The following is a 14,583-nucleotide window of genomic DNA, read 5'->3' on the forward strand; positions in this document are numbered from 1 at the left end:
CTTACTGCCTTATCCGTCACAGGCTGATGAAATTTTTTAAGATCAAAAGTCCGGCTTCACTGCTCTTTTCCGGATGGAACTGACAGGCAAACAGGTTCCCGGCTTCTACCGCCGCATGGATGTGGGCGCCGTACTCGGTGGTTGCCGCCACGACATCCTCATCCTCCGCCTTCAGATAATAGGAATGTACAAAATACACGTAAGCCCCGTCATCGATCCCCGCAAACAACCTGGTCCCGGGGCGGATAGACAGGGAATTCCAGCCCATGTGCGGGATCTTCTGCCCTTCACAGTCCGGGAGCTTTAAGATCTCTCCCTTTAAAAGCCCAAGACCTTTCACGCCGTCACACTCATCGCTGCGCTCAAACATAAGCTGCAGTCCCAGGCAGATCCCAAGAAACGGTGTCTGGTTCTCTGCTACCTGATGGATCACATCCACCAGGCCGTATTTCTCCAAACGGCCCATGGCATCCCCAAAGGAACCGACCCCCGGCAGGATCACCTTGTCCGCTGCCAGGATCGTGTCCCGGTCCCTGGTGATCACCGGCTGCTCCCCCAATGCCGCCAATGCCTTCTCCACACTCTTTAGATTTCCTGCATCATAATCGATTATCGCTATCATTGGTCTCCTCCAAAAAATCGTGGATTGCTGATCTGATCCCGTTTTATTTCAACAGTTTATCACAAGATTGTAGATTTCTCAATGGGGGATGCGCGAATTATGCCTTTTCCCGCGCATTCCTGTCCTTTATGGCCCGATCCCGTGTTCTCTCTATGGCTTGATCCCGTACTCGCGGTATAAAACCGCGCGGTATTCCCGGTCTTTGATCGCCCTCTCTAAATCATCCATTCTGGACTCCCGAATCAACCGCTCCGTCAAAGCTGCAAAACATTCCTCCCCTTCTGCCTTCCCGGCCACCACCCCGTCTGCAAATATCATCTGTCCAATCTGTGTCATCCTCATCTCCTCCTTTATGCGATTCCGATAGCCTTCATCAATCACCTTGTCAGAGAATGTCAGTATCCCCGCAAGGGCCCGCAGTGTCTGATCCCGCTCCGGAATCCGCCGCGCAAGCTCTACGGCTCTTTCGATCATAACCTGCTTCTCCTGGATCCCTTTTACTGTAAGCGGCAGGATCATAAGCTGCATCAGATCTTCCTCGCCAAGCCGCTCCCCCAAACAGGTCTTCTCGTCCAGTTTGCGATAAATACACTCTGTATCCTGATGGATCAGATATGCTGATTCTCTTTGTTTTGATATGCAATATCACTCATACGTTTTCTCCTTTTATTATACTTGATATTCCTTCATAATTGCAATACTACATTACAAGTGCATCCCTCCCTGTCTTTTCCTATCTCCGTTCATATACCTGTTAGTTTTGAAATTTCCCGCAAATCTGCGGTATTGATAAATATAGAATTTATCAGAACCCTGCCGGATGGAATCTCCAGCGAAGATTGTGTTTAGTATATTATTTTTTTAATTCACTAACAATCGTTTTTTACTTTTGCATCCCGGCCCTGTATCCCGGCCTGATGGCTCAATAGCTGTCAGCAAGCCGGGAAGTCCATATGTCAAAGTATTTTATCTTCTGCCGCTTTCTGGGCACAGCTTTTCCACCCACTTCACGGAATTCTCCCCGATCCCAACGGCCCGTCCCGACAGTTCCCGGGTGATCTGGGGGAATTTCTCATTGACCCGGTACATAAATGATCTCTGGTTAAAGAATGCAGTCTTCTCAAAGGGAAACCGGATAACGCCCGGATTCGCAAAACCAACGCCCAGCTCCAGGATCACCAGCTCCTTTCCCAGGGTATCCGTCAGCCATCTGGTGTAGCGGTTCCACTGGGGCAGATAGCCTTCCTCGATATAAACATCCGCTTCCATGGTGTTCCCGGTCAGAGACGCTCCGCAGTGAGGACAGATATCCTCCGGGATCTCTCCCGGCTCCCAGATGTCCTTCGTGCAAGCCGCCGAACACTGCCGCCAGGTCTCATTGCCGCAGGGGGCCACGATACGCTGCCACCGGGTATCCCCCGGCTTCTGCGGAACAGGAAATATCTTATCCATCAGGGCCAGGGTCTTTTCATCCGCAGATGGACATGAGGCCTCTTCTTCCGCTCTCCGGTCTGCATCCACCGCCATTTCCGTCCGGCTTCCCAGCGATGACTCATAGATCAGCGCGTCCGTCGCCATGGTGACAATGAAATAATCCTTATCCTTTATCAGTTTGTAAAGAACCTCGTATGCTGAAAGGAGCTGCTGCCTACCGGAAACGCCGTCCCTTAACCCTTTTGCTTTCCACTCCGCGCCCAGCCCTACGAGCACCTTCTGGCAGGATGCCAGCCTTTCTATTATATCCGTATCGATATCCATGCCCTTCTGCTCCACCGTCTTATCCTCCCAGTCTTTTCTTCTGTCATTCGTATTTTAATACAGCCGTATGGGGCTCGGTCTCCTTTGTAAGCTCCAGCCCATTGCCCGGATATTCCACCACCAGGTCGCACTGGTCCGTGAACGCGTCCAGCGTCCCCAGCACGTCATAGCCAAAGGTTTCGCTGCGGTAATGCATGGGGATCACCACCCTGGGTTTGATCCGCTCTACAAGCGCTTTGGCCTGATTCGCATCGATGGTATAAAATCCTCCCACCGGAATCATAACCGCGTCCAGCCCTTCAAGCTGCGCCGCCTGATCCTCGTTAAGCCCGCATCCCAAGTCACCCAGATGGGCAACCTTTAAGCAGCCGTCATCCAGGATACGGATCGTGTTGCTCCCCCGCAGCTCCCCATGATGGTCATCATGAAATGCGGCAATCTCTGTGACCTGAAACGGCAACGGCCCATGATCCGTCAGTTCAATGCCCGCCCGGAAATTGTGGTCACCGTGTTCATGGCTGCACAGTACCAGATCCGCCGTCTCCCGGAGCGGCTTAAACCCAGGCACCCTTCCATCCTCATATGGGTCAAAGATCACTGCATACCCCTGGAATTCTACCTTAAAACAGGAATGTCCCAGCCAGGTTATCCTCATACTTCCTCGATCCGCCATTCTGCGCCCTCCTTTACGTTAAAACCCGTCTTCGTTTTGTCATATTTATAGTTTACTGTCGGGGAATTGCCTTGTCAACCGCCAATGAAAAAGCTGCCGCAAATCCAATGAAATCCATCTGTATATCGACAGACCGTATTGGATTTACGGCAGCTATTCTGTTATTTTATAATCTGAACATCAGTCCTGTACACCAACTCTGCACATCATATGGATCTGCCGCACCCTGGCAGCTTATATGTTTCTTACATCAGAGACTTATAAAGTCCAATGATATCCTCAAGCCCCGCATCCTTCGGGTTGCCCGGAGCGCAGGCGTCCGCCACTGCAGACTCTGCCAGGAACTGGATATCCTCCTCTTTTACAATCGCCTTTAAGTCCGCCGGGATGCCCACATCCTGGGAAAGCTGCTTCACCGCGTCCACAGCCGCCTTGCGGTACTCCTCCTGGCTCATGTCATCGACGCCTTCCACGCCCATGGCCTTTGCGATGTATTTGAACTTGTCACCGGTGGCGTCCGCATTGTAAGCCATGACCGTCGGCAGCAGGATCGCATTGGCTACGCCATGAGGGGTATCATAGACTGCCCCCAGCGCATGGGCCATGGAATGCACGATACCCAGTCCGCAGTTGGAAAATCCCATACCGGTCAGATACTGTCCAAGCGCCATGCCTTCCCGTCCCTCGGGAGTGTTATCCACCGCCCCGCGCAGGGATTTGGCAATGACTTCGATGGCCTTTAAGTTGAACATGTCGGTCATCTCCCAGGCGCCTTTGGTGGTGTAACCCTCGATGGCGTGGGTCAGGGCGTCCATACCGGTAGATGCGGTCAGGCCCTTCGGCATGGAGGCCATCATCTCCGGGTCCACAAATGCCACAACTGGGATATCGTGGGTGTCCACGCAGACGAACTTCCGCTTCTTCTCCACATCGGTGATCACGTAGTTGATGGTAACCTCCGCTGCGGTGCCTGCGGTGGTCGGTACGGCCAGGATCGGCACGCACGGGTTCTTCGTCGGGGCAACGCCCTCTAAGCTTCTTACATCGGCAAACTCCGGATTGGTGATGATGATACCGATGGCCTTTGCAGTATCCATGGATGAGCCGCCGCCGATGGCAATGATATAATCCGCACCGGATGCCTTAAATGCGTCTACGCCGGTCTGCACATTCTCGATGGTCGGGTTCGGCTTGATATCGGAGTACAGCTCGTAAGCTTTCCCTGCCCCATCCAGTATATCCGTTACTTTCTTCGTCACCTGGAACTTCACCAGATCCGGGTCGGAGCAGACAAAAGCCTTTTTAAAGCCCCTTTTTTCCACCTCTGCCACAATCTCCTGGATGGCGCCTGCGCCGTGATAGGAAGTCTCGTTCAATACGATTCTGTTTGCCATGATCTTACTCTCCTTTTTGCATTTTGCTGGAGGACTGTCCTGCGGTCCCCCGTCTTTTTGCTTCTGACATGATTTTAACAATCCCTATGCAAAAAAGAAAGTGACAAACGGTTCCATCTGTCACTTTCCTTTTATTTTTGGTTAAATATACCAGTGCGTTTTGTGCAGTTTACCGATTCCTCCAGACCGTCCGCCTGCTTTAGTCAGGAACATCATTCACAGTCCTGCCCCTATACCAGCCCCAGTTCTGAAAACACCGCTTCCAGCTTCGGAGGCATGGCATCCACCAGCTTGCGGGACATATCCGCAGGCGAATCCTTCATGCCTCCCAGCACCCATTTTTCCGTCATATACACGGAACCGCGGCAATACATCTCCAACAGGAATTCCAGTTCCTCACCCAGAGGCCGGCTCCGTCTGCGGGCGATCAAATTTTTATAAAACTGGAGGATCAGCTCAAAATCATGCTCCTTCACGGAATTATGATCATCGGACCGGAATGCCTCCGTAAAAAATGCCTTTTCATTTAAAATAAACTCGAACTTCTGGGTCAGGCTCTCCCCCACCGTATTGCCCATACCGATCTGTTCAAAGGACTGAAGCACCAGCTTGTCAAAATACCAGTTGATCAGGTCGTATTTGTCCTTAAAGTTCCGGTAAAAGGTCTGTCTGGTCATCCCGCAGCCTTCCACGATATCCTTCACTGTGATCTTGTCCACCGGCGTAGTCTTCATACACTCCCGGATGGAAGCAGCCAGTTTGTATTTTGTCTTATCCGCCATATGTATTCCCCATTTTCCTGAAACGGTCCGTCATTGCCGCCGTTTGTATCCATTATAAAGAAAATGCAGGAGAAATACAACCGGCAGCCGCATCATTTTCCGGCGGCCTTCATCTGTACCGGCAGCCGGAACGCCTCGTACCATGCATATTCGGGACTTTCAAACCGCAGCTTCAGTTCCTGATCCCCCTCTTTATAATAGGCGTGGATCTCGGCCAGTCTTCCGCTCCGATAAGAACCTTTCGCCCACCGGTCATAATTTGGATTGTCCGGATGTTCTTCTTCCTGGACAATCCGCACATATTGAAGTACTTTATCCGTACCTTCCTTCCGGGTCACCATAACCCCCAGGCTCACGCAGGGGCGGAATTCCTCTTTTCCATCTTCCCCTCCGTTTCCAAAGCTCCTTGGCTCCTCCTCTTTTTCGGCTGAGATAATGGTAATGGCACAATCTTCAAGTTCCGCTGTCAGATCCAGCTCTGTCCATGTTTCGGGGATCGGGACCGTCAGCCATTCGGACTGCTCCAATTCTGCTCTGCGCAGAAAGCTGCCCCGCTGCTTTCCAGATAGAACTCCCCCGCCTGAAACTGCTCGGGGATCTCATAGTAAAATGTGGTCCTTGCCCGCCCCTCCATTCTGCTCAAAAACTCCCGGGGCGATCCATAACCGCTCCGGTTGGCCTGAAACCGGAGTTGCTTTCCTTTCCCGGTCCTGCCATCGGCCTCGCACTTGAGTCCGGAAACTTCAGGCGTCACCCCTGCGGTTCCGTCGGACCAGGTATATGTCGTCACCGCCAGGCCGTCTTCGGTCCACTCTCCCATAGCCATAAGTCCGATCCCGTCTTTGATCACCATCCCCGGAATATGCTCTGCGTCCGGGTAAGACGGCGCCTGTTCAAACTCGATGGAAAAACTTTCTTCAAAGCCGGGGATATTTATCTGGTAGCTTCCCTCCGGCCCGTCGGTTTCCAGCTTCATGTCCTCCGTGTAAAATGCAAAGTTGTGGGTCACGGATCCATACGTCAGATAGCTTTTATAATTCCGTGAGCTCCAAATCTCTTTTCCTGAGAAACTGCCGCCGGGGATCCCTGCACCGGTTATGGTATACAGGGCATTTCCCTCACTGTCCTCACTCCCGCTCCTGTATCCTGCTTTTACCTCGAAAGCTGCTGCGCCCATAAATCCCCTGTTCCTTATCGATCGGAAAATAATCAGGCCCCCAGCTTTCCCCCATGCGCTTTATCTGCATTCCCTGGTCTTCGTCCTCAACCTCCAGCTTCTCAGCCTCTTCCCTGGAGATCTCTGTGACAGAACGATCCTCCACCATCACTAAGAGCCGGAAAAGTCCGTCCTGATATATGGAAGACAGAAGCCAGGCTTTCGCGCCGTCCGTCTCGATCGGCTCTGGTTCTTTTTTCATGACATAAACCTGCGGCTGGCCCGCAGAGAAAATCCCATACCCTGCCGCCAGCTGGACGCCATCCACGATCGCAGGCTGAGTTTCCTCCTGCCGGGCTGCCTCTCCTCCGGGCCTTACCTGCTGTTTCTCCTGCACACCCTCAGCGCCGGTTGTCTCTGCCCCGTTTTCTGCCCCGCAGGACGCCAGGCACAGGGCTGCAGCCAGACTCAAACCTCCTGCCAGAATGCGTTTTCCGATACCGGTTCTGCCGTCAGTCCTCTTTTTCCTCATATACAGCACCTCCAGTGCGTATGCCGGTCAATACAGTTACCGTTTTGCCAGATGTCTTAAATCCAGCTCGATTCCCTGGATCAGATCCCGCGGAAGCTGATCCGCCGTTTCCTCCAGAGCCTGGCGAATCAACGTCTCCTCCGTCCGTCCAAGAACCGCATAAGGATTTCGCTTATCCACCCTTTTGTGGATCATTTCACGCAGTTCCAGATCTTCCGTCTGGTAGAGCCTCAGCAAAAACGGAAGCCTCTTCCAGGAATCCTCCATCAGTAAAAGCTTGATCAGATACGTGCGGATCACCGGATCCGGGCATGCCAGACAGGCTTCATACAGAATGCCCGCTCCGTACCGTATTCTCCAGGTTTTTATATTTCTGTAAGCTCTCGCTGCCACAGAAGGTCTCCTGTCAAATAAATAGCTCCAGTACAGATCCTCCATCCTGTCTCCACAGAGCTTTCCGACCGCAGTCATCGCGGCCGCGGCAAGTGGTTCCTTTTCCCCTTCCAGAAACGCCGTGATGAGGTCTGCATCGGACTCTGTCCCCCACTCACCGATGCCAAGGATGACCGACGCCGTCGGCTTTTTCTCCAGCTGCTCTACATAAAAATCATGGATCTGCATCCCGGTATGGCGGCACAGGATCATAGCGGCATAGCTGCGGATCTTTCCAGATCGGTCAAGCAGCATCTGTTCCAGTCCAGGCCAGGCATCCTTCGTCTTCTGATATCGGTATTCCATCGCGCACAGTTTCACAGAAACGCTCTTATCCCCAAGATACTGTTCCAGTTCCGGTATGCCAGGAGCATAATTATTCAAAATCCCCCGGATCAAAAGCTTCTTTCCATAGCCGTCCTTTTCCTGTCTCAAAAGCCGGTCCATCTGATCCTTCAGCAAAACAGGCTCTGTGCTTACCATTCTGTATACAGCGTTTTTCACTGCTGTCTCACAGGTCCTGACCTCATCGAGATCTATATCCTTTGCCTTTTTTAACAGATTCAGCCGGATCAGCTCCTCCAGCTCCCTGACCGCCGCCGCGGACCGTCTACGGGAATATTTCACCCGCTCCATACACACAATGGCCCGGAACAGCTCCGGAATACTGCAATACTCCATCTGCTGCTTCATCAGACAGGCCGCCTTCTCCCGAATTGGCTGGACCCAGTCATTTAACCGCAATACAAGGTAGGGCAGTGCGTCAGCCTGTCCTGCCAGCCGTTCCAAACACCTCTGCCGAAAATATCCATCGGGATGAAAGGTACCGAATTTCAACACAGCCGCATATTGTCTGCCGCTTAAAAACGAAAAACGCTCCCCTGAAATGTCAACTTGCTTCCAATCACAGGAACGGTTCTGGCCATCGTAAGTCCAACTCATCTGGCGGAACTGTTTTTCCAGTTCCAGCATTTTCCCTACATTGATGGAATCCAGCAGATCTGCAAGGCATTGTGCCGTCTGTATCTGGCAATCATTTCCCCCATCCATGGCAAATACATTATAAACATCATATAAACACCATAGCTTACCGCTGCGAAGCTCCGGAAGTTCCGTGGAATGGATAAAACGCAGATAATCCTGGTTCCGCTGCGTATTTTCCTGCTCAGCCTCTTTCATTTTCCCTTCTTTCATCCAGAAACGGTTGTTCCATATTTTCATAAGATCATCCCCATCTCACCTGTTGCCACATCTGATAATTCCAGTATATCACAGCTTTTTCAGGGCTTCCACAGATTCCGTGACAAATCCGGAAAATCATGGTACCATATTACCCAGAGCTGTTTGCTGTATTTGCGGCACAATGTATTTATTTTATTGATTAAGGAGAATACCACCTATGCCAACTGCATCCGTAATACTGAAAAAAGGCGAAGGCCGCACCGTCAAAGCGGGCGGGGCCTGGATCTATGATAATGAGATTGATAAGATTGAGGGGGAATTTGAAAACGGCGGCATGGTCTATGTAAAGGACTTTGACGGATACTCCATGGGACAGGGCTTTATCAACACCCGTTCCAAGATCACCGTGCGCATGATGACGCGGAAAAAGGACGCCGTCGTGGATGATGCTTTCATAGAGATGCGGGTCCGCAATGCCTGGGAATACCGCAAAGCCACTGTGGATACCGGCAGCTGCCGCCTGATCTTTGGCGAGGCGGACTTCCTTCCCGGGATCGTCATTGACAAATTTTCCGATGTCCTGGTGGTAGAGTCCCTGGCGCTCGGCATCGACCGATGGAAACCGGTCATTCTTGAGAAAGTGAAAATGGTACTGGCTGAGGACGGTATCATCATCCGCGGCATCTATGAGCGCAGCGACGCCAAGGTGCGCCTCCAGGAGGGCATGGAGCGTTTCAAAGGTTTTATCGGGGAAACGTTTGACACCAAAGTGGAGATTGTGGAAAATGGAGTCCACTACATGGTAGACGTGGAAGACGGACAGAAAACAGGATTTTTCCTGGATCAGAAGTACAACCGGCTTGCCATCCAGCGGCTGTGCAAAGACAAAAAGGTGCTGGACTACTTCACCCACACCGGTTCCTTTGCCTTAAACGCGGGAATCGCCGGCGCGTCCTCCGTCCTTGGGGTGGACGCCTCAGAGTTGGGCGTCGCCCAGGCAAGGGAAAATGCCGCGCTCAACGGTCTGTCCGACCGGGTAGAGTTTTTATGTGCCGATGTATTTGACCTGCTTCCGGAGCTGGAAAAAAAGGGCGAGAAATTCGATGTGGTCATCCTGGACCCACCTGCCTTCACCAAGTCCCGCAGTTCCATCAAGAACGCGGTAAAAGGCTACCGGGAGATCAATCTCCGGGGGATGAAGTTAGTGAAGGACGGCGGATATCTGGCTACCTGCTCCTGTTCCCATTTCATGGATCCGGAGCTGTTTACAAAGACCATCCGCGAGGCCGCAAACAATGTCCACAAGCGCCTGCGCCAGGTGGAATACCGGACCCAGGCAGCTGACCATCCCATCCTTTGGTCAGGCGATCAGTCGTCCTATTATTTGAAATTTTACATTTTCCAGGTTTGTGATGAGAAATAGGCTTCCTTTCTCCATTATGGAAAAAGAAAGCCTGTCCCATTAGTCTTTATCATTTGTCACATTCCCATTCCCACTGACCGGAATCGCCTCTCCCAGATAGGTAGGTTCCGGTTTTATCATGCAGTAAAACAGGTCTTTGTTCCTCGCCAGCACTTCGCGCAGATCCCGCCTGGTCTGACCGCCGTAGCGAACCTTCTTCGCCGGGACTCCCCATGTGTCAATCCCCAGAGAATTCCCGTCATATACCGCCCGGTAGAGATGGTACTGCTGCGTCACCACGATCATGGACTGTACCTGAAATATCTCTTTCGCACGGTATGCACTTTCATAGGTGGAAAATCCCGCATGGTCCATAAAAATATCTTCTGAAGGAATCCCCTGTGCCATGGCATATTCTTTCATCTTGTTCACTTCATCATACTGCACACGCCCATGGTCACCGCTCATCAAAAGCTTGGGCGCCATGCCCTGCTTATACAGCGCGACTGCCTCATCCAGCCGGTCTTTCAACATCTGGGTCGGCTCCCCGTCCGGGCGGAGACCGCAGCCGAGCACAAGGATACAGTCCCCGGCCATCTTCTGGTCAGACAAGGCTGTCCAGTCATCCCATATTTTTTTCTCTGCGACGCTTTTTAGATGCCAGTTCCCGGCAATCATCCCTGCAGACAGGGCTATGCCAAGAAAAATCAGGAGACCGATCCCCTTTTTCAATATGCCAACTAATCTCTTTCTTTTCATCCTGTCACCGTATACTCAAACATTTCATAGTGAAGCTTCGTGCCCTCATCAATCTCCTCCGGAAGCAGCGCCCGGGCCACCAGCTTCGGCTCCCCGTCCGGCTCGTCCAGCCGCACAAGCCGTGCATAATCTCCGTCTATCTGCGCCACTACATAGTCGTAAGAACCCATCCTGCTCCTCCCTCTTACCGAAAACTTGAATACAGCTTTCCAGCCTGCAGCGTATGGCCCTTCGCCGCCGCCATCTCGCTGACAGTCACCATCTGAAAGCCCCTTCTGTGAAGCTCCGGAATGATCCTTAAAGCGGCGTCTCCACTCTGGCTGTACAGCTCGTGCATCAGTACGATATCTCCATCCTTCACATGATCCAGCACGGCCGCCACGGTCTTATCCGCATTCTTGGTCTTCCAGTCTAATGTGTCGATATTCCACTGGATCATCGGCATATGGGTATTAGCCACCACCGTGGAATTGTAATTGCCTCCGGGCAGGCGCATGATCGTTGGCCTCACGCCGCAGGCCGCTTCGATCGCATCGTTGCATTTTGTCACCTGGGCCTGGATCTCTGCCGCTCCCAGCTTCTGAAGGTATTTGTGGTTCATGGTATGGTTCGCCACCTCATGGCCTTCCCGTACCATCCGCTGGACCTCTGTCTTCCGGGACGCCACCCGGTCGCCCACCATAAAGAAGGTGGCCCGTCCGCCGTACTGTGCCAGACAGTCCATGATCCGGTTGCCCACCGACGGCTGGGGGCCATCGTCAAAGGTCAGCGCCACCATCGGCTTTGATGGGTCGATGGCCCGGCCGCCGGACTGCTGGGCCGCTGCTTCCGCCGCCTGCTGCTGGGCCGCTGCTTCCGCTGCTGCCTGCTGGGCCGCCGCTTCCGCTGCTGCCTGCTGCGCCTCCGCTTCCGCCGCCGCCTGCTGCTGAGCCGCCGCGTCTGCCGCTGCCTGCTGCTGGGCCGCCGCGTCTGCTGCTCCGCCTACAGTAATAACACTTGACAGATGGGTCCCCTCATCTCCAGGCGGCACCTGACCGCTGCTGTGTGCCGGGGACTGTGGGGCTTCCGAGTACCCGCCTGGCGCCGCCGAACCTCCCGGTGCTGAAGGCGCACTTCCTGGGGCTGCCAGACCACCCGGAGACGCCGAAGATCCGCCCGGGGACACTGGTGATCCGCCTGGCGCTGCAGGTGATCCGCCTGTCGAGGCTGAATCCCCCGGAGCCTGAGAACTGCCTGGCCCGGAAGGAGCCTGCGAACCTCCCGGTCCTCCTGGGGCATTTACTGAGGAGGAACTGCCGCTCCCCTGGGCCGGTCCTCCACCTGCCACAACAACCGGCGAATTATATATCCGCATCGACTGCTCTGCCGCATAGGCCGGCTGCATGGTAAACACCATACATGCGGCTGCAACAGTAGCGATCGCTTTTAACTGTAAACGTTTCATTCTCTTATCTCCCATATCTTTCATGATTTTGTAACCGTCCGGAATCCTACGCAACTAACAGAATCCGTCAAGGGCTGTTACTACTGGTTAGTATACATGAATGACTCTTTAAATACAAGACATGGCTTTATGAAAACAGATAAAAAATGCTCCCCTCCAGGACCAGTTACCTGGAGGGGAGCGCTGTGTATTATTTCCCCACATCTCTGCCCAATGTGATCTCCGCTGCAGCAAAATTCTCGATACTTTTCACCTTTTCATAAAAGTGCGGCATTTTTTTCACCATGGTTTCTTTCCGATAGAAATCGTCGTCGCTTTGCAGAGGGAGCGTCACAGTCCGCCTTGTGACGCAGGATTTATAGATTGCCATGATCACTTCAATGGCTTTGCGGCCCTCCTCGCCTCCGGTGAGAAGAGGCGCGTCTCCAATGACCGCGCTCAGGAAATTGTCAATCTGAGCCGGATGCCCTTCTAACTCCAGCTCCGGGATCTCATGGTAGATACGGTCCAGTTTTTCCTCCGCGGCTGTATCCTGCCTGGGAAATCCATTGGGAAGGGCTGTCGCCGCCGCCGGCTTCCAGGGAATGCTGAATCTTCCGCCCCTGGTCTGGAATACCATCTCCTGTTCCTCGCCATAGTCCACAATGGAGGTGGCAATGTGAGCAAAGGCATCCGGATATTCCAAGATCGCCATGCCCACGTCCTCCAGTTCCGAATTGTGATGTCCCACATTTTTCATGACAGCGGTTACCTGCTCCGGCATACCCATCATCCACACAAGCAAATCAATATGGTGGACGGAATGGCTGGTGAAACAGCCTCCGCATTCTTTCTCCCAGGTCCCTCTCCACCAGATATCATAGTAGTTCTCTCCCCTCCACCAAAGGGAGTTCACCATCGCGTGCGTCACCGGTCCGCCGACTCCATCCTGAAGCATCTTATGCACCCGGTGCATCGGGGTCTTGAAACGGTTCTGGCAGACCACACTGAGTATCTTTCCGGTCCTCGCCGCAGTTTCGATCATCCGGTCGCATTCCTCCAGAGAATTGGCCATCGGCTTTTCCACAATGACATGGCAGCCCAGTTCCATGGAGCTGACTGCCATCCCGGCATGGGCTGACGGCGGTAGGCAGATGGCTGCTGCATCTATTTCTTCCGCCTTTATGGCTGTTTCCAGATCCGGGTAGGCCCTAGCATTTGACAGTTTTTTGTTTTTGATCAACGCTTCCGCTTTATCTATGTAGATATCACAAACAGCACGCACTTCACATCGTTCAGGGAACATGCTGAATGCTTCCGCATGGACGCCGGCGATCGCACCGGCTCCGATAATTGCCACTTTTATCATACCGCCTCCTGTTTTATCACCCGGGCCATGGCTTCCGCCTGGATCGCAAGCTCAATGGCCTTGAATTCCATCTCCTGGTCGTATGCAGATCCGGTCCCGTCAAGACAGTCGCGGATCAACTGTCCAAAGAATGGAAAGCCCGCCTGCCCCGCAGCTTTTATATGGCGCTCACCCTCATGATTGACAAGGTAAATATGGTCTCCCTCACGGTCGTTTGCCACATCGATATATTTGCGCAGCTCTATGTAGCCGTCGGTGCCCACAATAAAAGTCCTTCCGTCTCCCCAGGCCCCGAGCCCATCCGGGGTGAACCAGTCCAGCCTGGCATAAGCCGCCACGCCATTGTCGCAGGTAAGCATCATATCGCCGAAATCTTCAAATCCCGGATATTCTTTATGCCTGAAATTGGCGATACGGCTGTACTCAATGCGCGCATCCCTGGCGCCTGCATATACCAGCATCTGTTCGATCTGATGACAGCCGATATCCACCAGGATCCCCCCATACTGCTCCTTATCAAAAAACCAGTCCGGCCTTGTAGCCAGTGAGGCTCTGTGAGGTCCAAATCCGGAAATGCTGATGATATCGCCTATGGCCTTTTCCTCCAGAAGCCGCTGCGCGCATACGGCCGCCTCCACATGACGGCGTTCGCTGTAATATACGGCATATTTCCGGTTCGTCCGCTTTGCCGCAGCTTTGGCCAGAGCCAGCTGCTCCAACGTCAGGAGAGGCGGTTTGTCAGCAAAATAATGTTTGCCGTGTTCCATGGCCTCGATACCGATCTCACACCGCTGCGCCGGGACGGCCGCGGACAGGACCATTTTAATCTGTTCATTTTCCAGAATTTCCTCTTTGCACCGTGCGGCTCTGACCCCTTCATACTGCGCACAGTATGCGGCAACCTTTTCGGGATCCGGATCATATACCATTGCCAGATGCGCCCCCGCCTCAGACAGGCCGTTGCTCATGCCAAAGATATGACCGTGATCCAGACCAATGATCCCCACCGGAAATTCTCCCGGTGCACATACTGCCGACGCCCTCCCTTTCGGCGCATAATTCTGTCCATCTGCTTTTATCTGCATAATTTTCTCTCCTC

General features: G+C 53.1%; 16 protein-coding genes. 1 reads left to right on the plus strand and 15 read right to left on the minus strand.

Annotated features, from left to right (window positions below; translation table 11 throughout):
• Positions 1 to 16: 16 nt before the first annotated feature.
• From hisH to AB1I67_RS21285, 10 genes are all read right to left on the minus strand, one after another.
• Entirely contained in the window at positions 17 to 622 is a 606-nt protein-coding gene (gene hisH, locus AB1I67_RS21240) for an imidazole glycerol phosphate synthase subunit HisH (RefSeq protein ID WP_367032272.1), read from the minus strand.
• Between the two features lie 150 nt (positions 623 to 772).
• Positions 773 to 1,180, minus strand: coding sequence for a hypothetical protein (locus AB1I67_RS21245; protein ID WP_367032274.1), 408 nt, complete (start codon positions 1,178 to 1,180; stop codon positions 773 to 775).
• Between the two features lie 408 nt (positions 1,181 to 1,588).
• Positions 1,589 to 2,395: a hypothetical protein gene (locus AB1I67_RS21250; protein WP_367032275.1), complete on the minus strand. Its 807-nt coding sequence runs from the start codon at positions 2,393 to 2,395 to the stop codon at positions 1,589 to 1,591.
• A 28-nt stretch (positions 2,396 to 2,423) separates the two neighbouring features.
• Positions 2,424 to 3,053, minus strand: a complete 630-nt coding sequence (locus AB1I67_RS21255) for an MBL fold metallo-hydrolase (RefSeq protein WP_367032277.1) — start codon at positions 3,051 to 3,053, stop codon at positions 2,424 to 2,426.
• Between the two features lie 245 nt (positions 3,054 to 3,298).
• Positions 3,299 to 4,447 (minus strand): lactaldehyde reductase, encoded by a 1,149-nt coding sequence (gene fucO, locus AB1I67_RS21260; RefSeq protein WP_367032278.1) that lies wholly within the window; start codon positions 4,445 to 4,447, stop codon positions 3,299 to 3,301.
• 230 nt (positions 4,448 to 4,677) lie between these two features.
• On the minus strand, positions 4,678 to 5,229 hold the full coding sequence (locus AB1I67_RS21265; protein WP_367032280.1) for a TetR/AcrR family transcriptional regulator C-terminal domain-containing protein: 552 nt from the start codon (positions 5,227 to 5,229) through the stop codon (positions 4,678 to 4,680).
• A gap of 92 nt (positions 5,230 to 5,321) precedes the next feature.
• Positions 5,322 to 5,756 carry a hypothetical protein gene (locus AB1I67_RS21270; RefSeq protein ID WP_367032281.1) on the minus strand — a complete coding sequence of 145 codons (435 nt, stop codon included), beginning with the start codon at positions 5,754 to 5,756 and terminating at the stop codon, positions 5,322 to 5,324.
• Complete coding sequence (locus AB1I67_RS21275) at positions 5,735 to 6,406, minus strand: hypothetical protein (protein WP_367032282.1); 672 nt, start codon at positions 6,404 to 6,406, stop codon at positions 5,735 to 5,737. The genes AB1I67_RS21270 and AB1I67_RS21275 overlap by 22 nt, the downstream gene beginning before the upstream one ends.
• Positions 6,357 to 6,917 carry a hypothetical protein gene (locus AB1I67_RS21280; RefSeq protein WP_367032284.1) on the minus strand — a complete coding sequence of 187 codons (561 nt, stop codon included), beginning with the start codon at positions 6,915 to 6,917 and terminating at the stop codon, positions 6,357 to 6,359. Before AB1I67_RS21280 ends, AB1I67_RS21275 begins: the two co-directional genes overlap by 50 nt.
• 36 nt (positions 6,918 to 6,953) lie before the next feature.
• Positions 6,954 to 8,570, minus strand: coding sequence for a hypothetical protein (locus AB1I67_RS21285; protein ID WP_367032286.1), 1,617 nt, complete (start codon positions 8,568 to 8,570; stop codon positions 6,954 to 6,956).
• A 178-nt stretch (positions 8,571 to 8,748) separates the two neighbouring features.
• Here AB1I67_RS21285 and AB1I67_RS21290 point away from each other — a divergent pair, with 178 nt between their 5' ends.
• Positions 8,749 to 9,954 (plus strand): class I SAM-dependent rRNA methyltransferase, encoded by a 1,206-nt coding sequence (locus AB1I67_RS21290; RefSeq protein WP_367032287.1) that lies wholly within the window; start codon positions 8,749 to 8,751, stop codon positions 9,952 to 9,954.
• 39 nt (positions 9,955 to 9,993) lie between these two features.
• Here the strand turns inward: AB1I67_RS21290 and AB1I67_RS21295 are convergent, their stop codons facing one another.
• The 5 genes from AB1I67_RS21295 to AB1I67_RS21315 all read right to left on the minus strand — a co-directional run bounded on the left by AB1I67_RS21295 (position 9,994) and on the right by AB1I67_RS21315 (position 14,569).
• Positions 9,994 to 10,692: an ElyC/SanA/YdcF family protein gene (locus AB1I67_RS21295; protein ID WP_367032289.1), complete on the minus strand. Its 699-nt coding sequence runs from the start codon at positions 10,690 to 10,692 to the stop codon at positions 9,994 to 9,996.
• Complete coding sequence (locus AB1I67_RS21300; protein WP_367032290.1) at positions 10,689 to 10,862, minus strand: chorismate--pyruvate lyase; 174 nt, start codon at positions 10,860 to 10,862, stop codon at positions 10,689 to 10,691. The genes AB1I67_RS21295 and AB1I67_RS21300 overlap by 4 nt, the downstream gene beginning before the upstream one ends.
• A gap of 14 nt (positions 10,863 to 10,876) precedes the next feature.
• On the minus strand, positions 10,877 to 12,136 hold the full coding sequence (locus tag AB1I67_RS21305; RefSeq protein WP_367032291.1) for a polysaccharide deacetylase family protein: 1,260 nt from the start codon (positions 12,134 to 12,136) through the stop codon (positions 10,877 to 10,879).
• 190 nt (positions 12,137 to 12,326) lie between these two features.
• Complete coding sequence (locus tag AB1I67_RS21310; protein ID WP_367032293.1) at positions 12,327 to 13,484, minus strand: Gfo/Idh/MocA family oxidoreductase; 1,158 nt, start codon at positions 13,482 to 13,484, stop codon at positions 12,327 to 12,329.
• On the minus strand, positions 13,481 to 14,569 hold the full coding sequence (locus AB1I67_RS21315) for a Gfo/Idh/MocA family oxidoreductase (RefSeq protein WP_367032294.1): 1,089 nt from the start codon (positions 14,567 to 14,569) through the stop codon (positions 13,481 to 13,483). The genes AB1I67_RS21310 and AB1I67_RS21315 overlap by 4 nt, the downstream gene beginning before the upstream one ends.
• Positions 14,570 to 14,583 lie beyond the last annotated feature (14 nt).

Origin of the sequence: Clostridium sp. AN503, assembly GCF_040719375.1 — a bacterium.
Taxonomy (GTDB): Bacteria; Bacillota; Clostridia; order Lachnospirales; family Lachnospiraceae; genus Brotaphodocola.

What these genes read in the sequence shown, in the direction of transcription:
- hisH (WP_367032272.1), bottom strand. Translation starts at nt 622, where the DNA reads ATGATAGCGATAATCGATTATGATGCAGGAAATCTAAAGAGTGTGGAG.
- AB1I67_RS21255 (WP_367032277.1), bottom strand. Translation starts at nt 3,053, where the DNA reads ATGGCGGATCGAGGAAGTATGAGGATAACCTGGCTGGGACATTCCTGT.
- fucO (WP_367032278.1), bottom strand. Translation starts at nt 4,447, where the DNA reads ATGGCAAACAGAATCGTATTGAACGAGACTTCCTATCACGGCGCAGGC.
- AB1I67_RS21265 (WP_367032280.1), bottom strand. Translation starts at nt 5,229, where the DNA reads ATGGCGGATAAGACAAAATACAAACTGGCTGCTTCCATCCGGGAGTGT.
- AB1I67_RS21275 (WP_367032282.1), bottom strand. Translation starts at nt 6,406, where the DNA reads ATGGGCGCAGCAGCTTTCGAGGTAAAAGCAGGATACAGGAGCGGGAGT.
- AB1I67_RS21280 (WP_367032284.1), bottom strand. Translation starts at nt 6,917, where the DNA reads ATGAGGAAAAAGAGGACTGACGGCAGAACCGGTATCGGAAAACGCATT.
- AB1I67_RS21285 (WP_367032286.1), bottom strand. Translation starts at nt 8,570, where the DNA reads ATGAAAATATGGAACAACCGTTTCTGGATGAAAGAAGGGAAAATGAAA.
- AB1I67_RS21290 (WP_367032287.1), top strand. Translation starts at nt 8,749, where the DNA reads ATGCCAACTGCATCCGTAATACTGAAAAAAGGCGAAGGCCGCACCGTC.
- AB1I67_RS21295 (WP_367032289.1), bottom strand. Translation starts at nt 10,692, where the DNA reads ATGAAAAGAAAGAGATTAGTTGGCATATTGAAAAAGGGGATCGGTCTC.
- AB1I67_RS21300 (WP_367032290.1), bottom strand. Translation starts at nt 10,862, where the DNA reads ATGGGTTCTTACGACTATGTAGTGGCGCAGATAGACGGAGATTATGCA.
- AB1I67_RS21305 (WP_367032291.1), bottom strand. Translation starts at nt 12,136, where the DNA reads ATGAAACGTTTACAGTTAAAAGCGATCGCTACTGTTGCAGCCGCATGT.
- AB1I67_RS21310 (WP_367032293.1), bottom strand. Translation starts at nt 13,484, where the DNA reads ATGATAAAAGTGGCAATTATCGGAGCCGGTGCGATCGCCGGCGTCCAT.
- AB1I67_RS21315 (WP_367032294.1), bottom strand. Translation starts at nt 14,569, where the DNA reads ATGCAGATAAAAGCAGATGGACAGAATTATGCGCCGAAAGGGAGGGCG.